The following is a 9,404-nucleotide window of genomic DNA, read 5'->3' as shown; positions in this document are numbered from 1 at the left end:
TTGGAGTGATCGGGGGTAAAATTCAGGTACTTTTTCCCTGAAAATTAGGTAACTGACTACCTCAAAATCGGTAAAACCCTACACCCTACACCCTACACCCCACACCCTGCCCCCACCAACAAACTTTTTCAGCAGACCCTACTTATGGATACATCAAGACTTAAAAAATTCGCTCAGTATGCCCGTCGTTATCTCAGAGAACAGATGACGACTAAGTTAGAAGTGGTCTTAGCTGAAAATAGCGCCGCAAGACGAGAAAATCCCAAAGCTATCAGCAAGTTAGCCGAAAAAATCGAAGTTTTAGGCAAAGAACAGCTTATTGAACAGGTTGCCTATACTTGGTTTAACCGTTTTTGTGCCTTGCGGTTTATGGATAGCAACCGCTATCACTCCATTAGGGTTGTGTCCGCTGCTGAGGGGCAGTTTCAGCCAGAAATCTTGGCTGAGGCGAAAACGGGACATATTGACGAGGAAATGCTGAATAAACAGGTCAGAAAGCAGATTTTTGATTTATTAAGCGGAACTGCACCGAGTTATGATGCTCAAGGGGAAGCCTATCGTTTATTAATTGTAGGAGTGTGTAATTATTATCATCAGTTGATGCCCTATTTATTTGAACGAATTGATGATTATACCGAGTTATTGATGCCCGATGATTTATTATCGGGTAATTCAATTTTAGCTTATACTCGTGAGGCAATGACTCCAGAAAATTGTGAGAGTGTGGAGGTGATTGGGTGGTTATATCAGTTTTATATCTCTGAGAAAAAAGACGAGGTTTTTGAGGGACTAAAAAATAATAAAAAAATCACTCCCCAGAATATTCCAGCGGCAACTCAGTTATTTACTCCTCATTGGATTGTCCGTTATTTAGTAGAAAATTCCCTGGGGCGTTTATGGATGTTAAACCGTCCTCAGTCTCGGTTAGTTGAGTCAATGTCCTATTATGTGGATAGTGGGAAGTGGGAAGTGGGAGATGGGTACTTAAAAATCAACTCGCCTGAAGATATAAAAATCTGTGATCCTGCTTGTGGTTCGGGACATATTTTAGTCTATGCTTTTGATTTACTTTATGCAATATATGAGGAAGAAGGTTATACGGCAAATGAGATTCCTAGCAAGATTTTAACCCATAATCTCTATGGCATAGAAATTGATGAACGGGCGGGAAGTTTGGCAGCATTTGCATTAACCATGAAAGCGAGGGAAAAGGAAAGACGATTTTTTCGTAAACCCATCCAGCCTAATATTTGTGTGTTGAAAAAAGTTGAGTTTTCTGAAAAAGAGCTACAGCCTTATCTAGATTTTGTCGGGCGCGATTTGTTTACTGCGCCTTTATTAGAAACACTACATGAGTTTAAGGAGGCGGATAATTTTGGGGCGTTAATTCGTCCTACGGTGACGGATGTACAGGGGATGATAGGGTTATTAAATGAGCGCAATGTCGCTAGTCAGTTATTGTTATATAAAACCCACGAGAAGGTAATAGATGTGTTAAATATGGCGGATTTTTTAAGTCCTAAGTATCACCTTGTTGTGGCTAATCCCCCCTATATGGGTAACAAGGGGATGAATAATCGGTTAAAGGCTTTTTTACAGGATAATTATAGTGAGGTAAAATCGGATCTATTTTCTGCTTTTATGGTGCGGATTGTAGAAATGACTTTACAAAAAGGTGAAATAGGTTTTGTTACTCCCTACGTTTGGATGTTTATTTCTTCTTATGAAAACTTAAGAAAGTTTATTTTAGAGAAAACTACAATAACTAGCTTAGTTCAGTTAGAATATAATGCTTTTGCTCCAGCTTGTATTCCAGTTGCTACCTTTACCCTTTCTAATCAAAATTCACCTAATTTTAAAGGTGGATATATTAAATTATCGGATTTTAGAGGTGTAGATATTCAACCCGTTAAAGCATTAGAAGCAATAAAAAATCCTAATTGTGGTTGGTTTTACCGCGCTTCTGCTAGTGATTTTAAGAAGATTCCAGGAAGTGCGATCGCTTATTGGGTGAGTGATAGAGTCTTAGAAATTTTTGAAAAAGGAACCCCAATAGGAAAAATAGCCTTTCCTAGAAAAGGAAATACGACAACAGACAATAATAGATTTTTAAGATTTTGGGTTGAAGTTAATATAAATAATTGTGCAATTAATTATTTATCAGTTGATGAAGTAGTAAAGAATAATAAAAAATGGATTCCTTATAATAAAGGAGGAGGTTTCCGAAAATGGTATGGTTTTAACGAATATTTAATTAATTGGTTTAATAAAGGAGAAGAAATAAAAGCAATTCCACATTCAGTTATTGCTAATGAACAATTTTTTTTCAAACCCGGACTAACATGGTCTACTGTAACATCAAGTAATTTTAGTATTAGAAATTTTGGCTCAGGTTATATATTTGATAATGGGGGATGCTGCATATTTGGAGATAAAGAAACATTATTTTCTCTTTTAATTTTTATGAATTCAAAAGTTTTTACAAAGTTGTATTCAGAAATTAATCCAACCTTAAATTTTCAATCTGGTGATGTCGCAAAAGTTCCTTATATAAAACTTGACCATAGTTTAGATCAAGACAAAATTTTTAAATTAGTCAACATATCAAAACAAGACTGGAACTCATACGAAACCTCGTGGGATTTTACCACCCTTCCACTTTTGAGAGTGGGAAGTGAAAACCTAGAACAAAATACCCGCTTTCCACTTTCCACTTCCCTGAAAGAAACCTATCAAAACCTCCGCCAGAAATGGCAAGAAATGACCTTAGCAATGCAGAAACTAGAGGAGGAAAATAACAGTATATTTATCGAAGCTTATGGACTAGAAGACGAATTAACCCCCGAAGTTCTCTTAAAAGAAATCACCTTAACCTGTAACCCCCATTATCGTTATAAGAAAGAAGTGGGAAGTGAGAAGTGGGAAGTGGGAAATAAAGAGGAAAATACTATCCACTTTCCCATAGATGAAGACTTAGAAAAACGATTATTAGCAGATACTATCAAAGAATTTATCTCCTACTCGGTGGGTTGTATGTTTGGACGTTATTCTCTTGATAAAGAAGGCTTAATTTTAGCCAACCAAGGAGAAACCTTGCAAGACTACCTTAAACAGATTCCAAACCCCACCTTTCCCCCAACAGAAACCAACGTTATCCCCATCCTTGAGGGGGACTGGTTTAGTGATGATATAACCGAACAATTCCGGCAATTTCTGCGGCTCACATTTGGGGAGAAAAACTATCAACAAAACCTCAACTTTATCGAAGAAGCGATCGGAAAATCCCTAGAAAAGTACTTTCTCAAAGACTTTTATGATGACCACACTAAACGTTATAAAAAACGTCCCATATATTGGTTATTTAGTAGCCCAAAAGGAACATTTAACGCCCTAATTTATCTCCATCGTTATCGCCCTGATACCGTTAATATCGTCCTTAACAGCTATCTGCGGGAATTTCGGCTTAAACTAGAAGTAAAACTAGACACCTTCCAACAAATAGAAATTAGTACAAGTGCGACTAAAACCGAAAAAACCAAAGCCCTACGAGAAAGCGAACAAATCAAAAAAATGATCGGAGAATTAGAAACCTACGAACAAGAAACCCTCTATCCTTTAGCCATCGCCCAGAAGGAAATAGATCTTGATGATGGGGTAAAAGTCAACTATACTAAATTAGGTAAAGCCCTGAAAAATATAACAGGATTAGGTTAAAATAAACTCACTTCCCTTATTCCCGGAAATAAGATATATTAGGGATAAGGATGAGAAAATATTTATCATTCCTGATTTAAGTATATTTTGCTGCCCAGAACAGTTATGCCCGCCCGTGATTATTACCATGATATTGTCAAAAAAGCCCTTCAAAAAGATGGGTGGACAATTACTCATGATCCCTATCGTATCAGGCTGGCGAGAAGAAAAAACCTATTTGTTGATTTAGGAGCAGAACGTCTAATTGCCGCCGAAAAAGATTTAGAAAAAATTGCTATTGAAATTAAGAGTTTTCGCAGTGCGTCAGAAATGAAAGATTTAGAAGAAGCCGTCGGACAGTTTGTTTTATACGAACATTTATTAACTCGCTACGAACCCGAACGAAAGCTATATCTAGCCGTTCCTGAAGACGTGCGACAATCTATTTTTGAAGAAGAAGCAGGACAAGTTTTAATCGAAGATAAAATTATTCGTCTCTTTAGTTTTAATGTCAATCAAGCGGAGGTTGTGGTATGGATTACTTAACTAAAATTTATCTTAAAAAAGCTATTATTAAAGCTTTAGAAGATTATCGCAATTTTTTAGGTTCGGATCCTGAAAGTGAAATTGAATTAGTGATTGATGAAACTAGAGATCACTACCTTTTAATTGAAACTGGCTGGCATCGTAACCAAAGAATCTACGGCACTCTAATTCATCTGAATATTATTGATAATAAAATTTGGATTCAACAAGATGGAACAGAAGAAGGTATTGCTAACGAATTAGTCAATCTTGGCATTTCTCCTCAGCAAATTGTCCTCGCTTTTAAAACCATTGAACGCCGTAAAATTACCAGTTTTGCTATTTCTTAATCCTACTGTCACATCCAGCCTATTTTGGAGGTTAACCCCTTGAATCAGCAGATTAAACAAGCCTTAACTAAACTTTTTGAGCGTCACCGGATTGTTTTTTGGTATGACACCGAAAAAGAGTTACGCTCAGATTTCGAGAGATTAGAATTAGAAAACATTGAAAAAATAGAGATAAAAAATAACGAATTTGGACTAAAATACCGAGTTTTAAAAGAACAACCTCAACAAAAATTCCTCTTATACCATGAAGGCAAAGAACCAGAATATTTAGATAACTGGTTACTAGATGTGGAGTTAGCACAGGGAAAATTCAGCAGCGATCAAGTTTCTCTTTGGCTAAACGAATTAGAACTAAGTCCAGAATTTGCCGATGTACTTGCTCCTCATCGTGAATTTTTTCTGTCTAATAAACGCCGAGAATCCCTAAAACAATTACTTCAACCCCATGACACAAAAACCAATATTCGCCTAAAAATGTTGGCGGTTTGTACTGCCGCACCTCCCCGTTTAGATTCCATTTTAGAACAACTCTTAAAAGAATACGCCGAACAACAAGACGAAAAATTTAAACTCTGCGATCGCACTGGTTTAACTAAATTTCTTTGGCAACAAATGGAACAAGTTTATGGTTATCGTTCCTCAGAGTTAAGTATCAAAGACTTTGTCATACAACTCTTTAAATCCTGTTATAATTACGCCTTAGAAGGACAGGAAACACTAACACAAGATGCCCTGATTTTTTTCAACAGATGGAAAGATAGCCGTCAATTTGAAAAATCTTTTGAAAGCTTATCCGATCATTGTGCTAAAATGCTCAATATTAAGGAAAAACTAAACCAGCGACGTTATCAAGAACTTATCTCAATAGATTATTTTAGCTTAATTGACCTAAAAATAATTCATGATCTCATTCAATCGGTTAGTAATCGAACCATTGCGACTCATGAAGTTATTAATATTGTGCGTCAGCGTCAACAAGGATACTGGTATCGAAAATTTAAACATTTGTACGAAGTTGTTAACTATGCCTCACAGTTTATTCAAGTCTTAGATGAAGCTAACTTATCCATCGAATCCCTCAAAGATGGCTTAGAAAAATATTGTCAATCTTGGTTTAAAATTGATCAACTCTACCGTAAATTTACTTATCATCTGGTGGCGGCTGCTCAACCTACTCTGACAGAAAAACTTAGTCAAGAAATTGAAAACCGTTATGTAAATTCCTATCTTTTAAACCTTAATAGTTCTTGGCAAGTCTTTGTTGATAGTGTCACCCAATGGAACAAGATAGAATTCTCTTCACAAAGGTCATTTTTTAGCAAATGGGTAGAACCATTTTTGAAAAAAGATAAAAAAGTTTGTGTCATTATTTCCGATGCTCTCCGCTATGAAATCGGGGATGAGTTAGTCAGTTTAATTCGTCAAGAGGATCGTTATGAAGCCACCCTAGAAGCTGCTATCACTCTCTTACCCAGTTATACTGCACTGGGAATGGCTGCCCTTTTGCCTAATCAGACACTAGAAATAATTGATGATTCTGTTTATGTAGATCAACAAGACTCTCAAGGAACAGAAAATCGGCGTAAAATTATCCAAAAAGCCTTTCAAAAGATTCAAAAAAAAGCAACAGTTATTCAAGCCAAAGAATTATTAGAATTAAATCAGGATCGAAGTCGTTCCCTATTTCGAGATCACGATGTGGTTTATGTTTATCACAATCAAATTGATCAGATCGGAGATAAATTAGCAACAGAAAAACAAGTTTTTCAGGTGGTTGAAAACACCTTTTCTGACCTCGATAAGCTCATTAAAAAACTGACGGGAGCCAATGCCAGTAACCTATTGATTACGGCAGATCATGGGTTCATTTACCAACATAGTGATGTCGAGAATAGTGATTTTTCCACGGTGGAAGTCCCAGGGGATAAAATCATCAAAAAAAATAGGCGTTTTCTGATCGGTAAAGCACTAGAAGACTCCGATAGACTCAAAAAATTTAAAGCACAACAGATCGGTTTAACGGGAGAACTAGAAATCCAAATTCCCAAATCTATTAGTCGTTTACGAATCCAAGGATCGGGAAGTCGTTTTGTTCATGGTGGCGCAAGTTTACAGGAAATTATTATTCCCATTGTTAAAGTTAATAAAAAAAGACGAGGGGATCTTTCTACCGTGGAAGTGGAAATTATTCGTAACTCTACCTCAACCATTACATCAGGGCAACTAGCTGTTACTTTTTATCAACAAAAACCCGTCACCGATAAAGTTCAACCTCGTAGGCTAAAAGCTGGCATCTATACCCCCATAGGAGAGTTAATTTCTGATCTCCACGAACTGACTTTTGATTCCCCATCGGAAAATCCAAGAGAGCGAGAATTTCCAGTAAGATTTATCCTAACCAGTCAAGGGAATAATATCAATAATCAAGAAGTATTATTACGACTAGAAGAAAAACTGACCAATACTTCCCATTTCACAGAATATAAATCTGTTTCCTATCCCATCCGTCGTTCCTTTACCGGTGATTTTGATTTTTAAGTACCCACACCCCACACCCCACACCCCACGGGAGCATTTTTGGCGATTAATCCTGTTCCTCTAGCCATTTTTGCCAGAGATCTGGACGACGTTCCTTCGTGCGCTCCAGTTGTTGTTGATAGCGCCAATCAGCGATATCCTGATGATTACCCGATCGCAAAACCGGCGGCACTTGCCAACCGCGAAAGACCGGCGGCCGGGTATATTGGGGATAATCCAATATACCTGCCTCAAAACTCTCCAATTTCAACGATTCTGCCTTACCTACCGTCCCGGGTAACAACCGCGTCACCCCGTTAATAATCGCTAAAGCCGGGATTTCCCCACAAGTTAGGACAAAATCCCCTAAAGATACCTCTCTAGTCACCAAATGCTCACAAACCCGCTCATCTACTCCTTCATAATGCCCACAGATGAGAATTAACTGCTGATAACTACTGGACCAAGTTTTCAGTAAAGCTTGATTGAGAGGTTCCCCCTGGGGAGTCATCAGCAGGATCTCCCGGGGTGGTAAAATTTCTAAAGACTCGATCGCCTCAAAAATTGGCTCTGGTTTTAATAACATTCCCACACCACCACCATAGGGTTCATCATCGACACGACGGTGTTTATCGTGGGCAAAATCCCGGAGATTGACCAAATTTACCCTAGCGATATCGCGTTCGAGAGCTTTTGCCAACAACCCCGACTGCAGCGGTGAAGTAAAAAAATCGGGAAAGAGAGTGATAATGTCAAACTGCACGGGGAAAACTAAGGCCTAGACTGGGATAGTGTTTAATGTATCATTTTGTCACGGTTCGATCGGTTAAAATCTTGCTAATTTTGCGCTAGTCTATCTCAATAACATGATAGACTATGCTGTACTGTCTAGGGGTTTTTCTGGCTCTAGCTTGAGTGATCGAAGTCTAGCCTAGACTTAAAGTTAACTAACAGTCCGTCATTGCCAGTGGATCGAAGAAAATTGCTAAAATCGCCTCTACTATTGCTTGATGTCCCGAAAAATATTCCTAAACCGCATTTTTTTCCGTTAACTGTTCAGGGAAAATAACATCAAGATACCTGTCCATCTTCCCGAAAAACCTTCCATCCCTAAAAATGTCTATTCGTTCAGTGACATGATCATCGAGCTAGAAACCCAACATTCCCAAAATCCTACCCCCGTATCTCTCAAAACGGCGATTTTAGTCATTGGAGGTGCCGAGGATAAAGTCCACGGTAAAGAGATACTGCATACCTTTTGGAATCGCGCTGGGGGTAGCGAAGCAGTGATCGCTATTGTTCCCTCCGCTTCCAGAGAACCGGTTTTAATCGGCGATCGCTATCAGAAGATTTTCGAGGAAATGGGGGCAAAATACGTCAAAGTTATCGATATTCGCGATCGTGTGCAGGGAGAAGATGCCCAATTCCAAGCCTACATCGAAGAGTGTACAGGTGTATTTATGACCGGAGGCGACCAGCTGCGTTTATGCGGTTTGCTCTCCGATACCCCCCTGATGGAAAGAATCAGACAAAGAGTGCAACAGGGAGAACTCACCCTGGCCGGAACTAGCGCCGGGGCCGCCGTTATGGGTCATCACATGATTGCTGGGGGCAGCAGCGGGGAAGCACCCAATCGGGCCCTGGTGGATATGGCCATGGGATTAGGTCTCATTCCTGAAGTCATTGTCGATCAACACTTCCACAATCGCAATCGCATGGCCCGGTTAATGAGCGCTATCTCTGGTTATCCCGAACGTTTAGGAATTGGCATCGATGAGGATACCTGCGCTATGTTTGAACGAGATGGCATGATGACAGTAATCGGCTGCGGTACAGTGACGGTAATTGATGCTAGGGAAATGTCCCACACCAACCACCATCACGTCACCGCAAACGAACCCCTGAGTCTGCATAATCTGCGGGTACATATTCTTGCCTACGGTGATGGCTATCATCTCAAAAAACAGCAAGTGATCCCTAAATTGGCGTAAAAAAACTCCTGAAAAACTGTTCACGATGAACAGTTTACCCATCTCGGAAAACCAGACAATAAACAACGGCTTCTTTGTGCTTCTCAACAGCGAACACCAGCTATATCATGAAAATTCTCAGAACCCAAACCCTGCGCGGTCCCAACTACTGGAGTATTCGTCGCGACAAGCTCATTGTTATGCGTCTGGATCTCGAAGATCTCGCAGAGAAGCCATCGAATGAAATCCCCGGCTTTTACGAGGGATTAATCGACGTTCTGCCCAGTTTAGTCGAACATTACTGCTCCCCCGGTTATCGCGGCGGTTTCTTTGAACGAGTCCGCACTGG

At 39.2% G+C, this 9,404-nt stretch carries 7 protein-coding genes; 6 read left to right on the top strand and 1 reads right to left on the bottom strand.

The features are described 5' to 3' along the window. Window positions 1–144 precede the first annotated feature (144 nt). The 4 genes from pglX to pglZ all read left to right on the top strand — a co-directional run bounded on the left by pglX (window position 145) and on the right by pglZ (window position 7,106). Window positions 145–3,714 carry a BREX-1 system adenine-specific DNA-methyltransferase PglX gene (pglX, locus tag PX481_RS11045; protein ID WP_288094585.1) on the top strand — a complete coding sequence of 1,190 codons (3,570 nt, stop codon included), beginning with the start codon at window positions 145–147 and terminating at the stop codon, window positions 3,712–3,714. 105 nt (window positions 3,715–3,819) lie between these two features. Further along, a complete protein-coding gene (locus PX481_RS11040; RefSeq protein WP_002766565.1) occupies window positions 3,820–4,239 on the top strand; it encodes a XisH family protein in 420 nt (139 codons plus the stop codon). Beyond that, window positions 4,227–4,568 (top strand): XisI protein, encoded by a 342-nt coding sequence (locus tag PX481_RS11035; protein WP_193959344.1) that lies wholly within the window; start codon window positions 4,227–4,229, stop codon window positions 4,566–4,568. Before PX481_RS11040 ends, PX481_RS11035 begins: the two co-directional genes overlap by 13 nt. Window positions 4,569–4,607: 39 nt before the next feature. After that, window positions 4,608–7,106, top strand: coding sequence for a BREX-1 system phosphatase PglZ type A (gene pglZ / locus PX481_RS11030; protein ID WP_004266772.1), 2,499 nt, complete (start codon window positions 4,608–4,610; stop codon window positions 7,104–7,106). A 46-nt stretch (window positions 7,107–7,152) separates the two neighbouring features. Here the strand turns inward: pglZ and trmD are convergent, their stop codons facing one another. Beyond that, a complete protein-coding gene (trmD, locus tag PX481_RS11025) occupies window positions 7,153–7,848 on the bottom strand; it encodes a tRNA (guanosine(37)-N1)-methyltransferase TrmD (RefSeq protein ID WP_288094584.1) in 696 nt (231 codons plus the stop codon). A gap of 373 nt (window positions 7,849–8,221) precedes the next feature. On the opposite strand from trmD, the gene PX481_RS11020 reads away from it, so the two are divergent. Further along, window positions 8,222–9,076 (top strand): cyanophycinase, encoded by an 855-nt coding sequence (locus PX481_RS11020; RefSeq protein WP_288023887.1) that lies wholly within the window; start codon window positions 8,222–8,224, stop codon window positions 9,074–9,076. 107 nt (window positions 9,077–9,183) lie between these two features. Further along, the coding region (locus PX481_RS11015) for a cyanophycin synthetase family protein (protein WP_288094583.1) at window positions 9,184–9,404 on the top strand (221 nt) is incomplete at its 3' end.

Source organism: Microcystis sp. M53603_WE2 (assembly GCF_030065435.1).
This window is presented reverse-complemented; position numbering and strand designations above follow the sequence as displayed.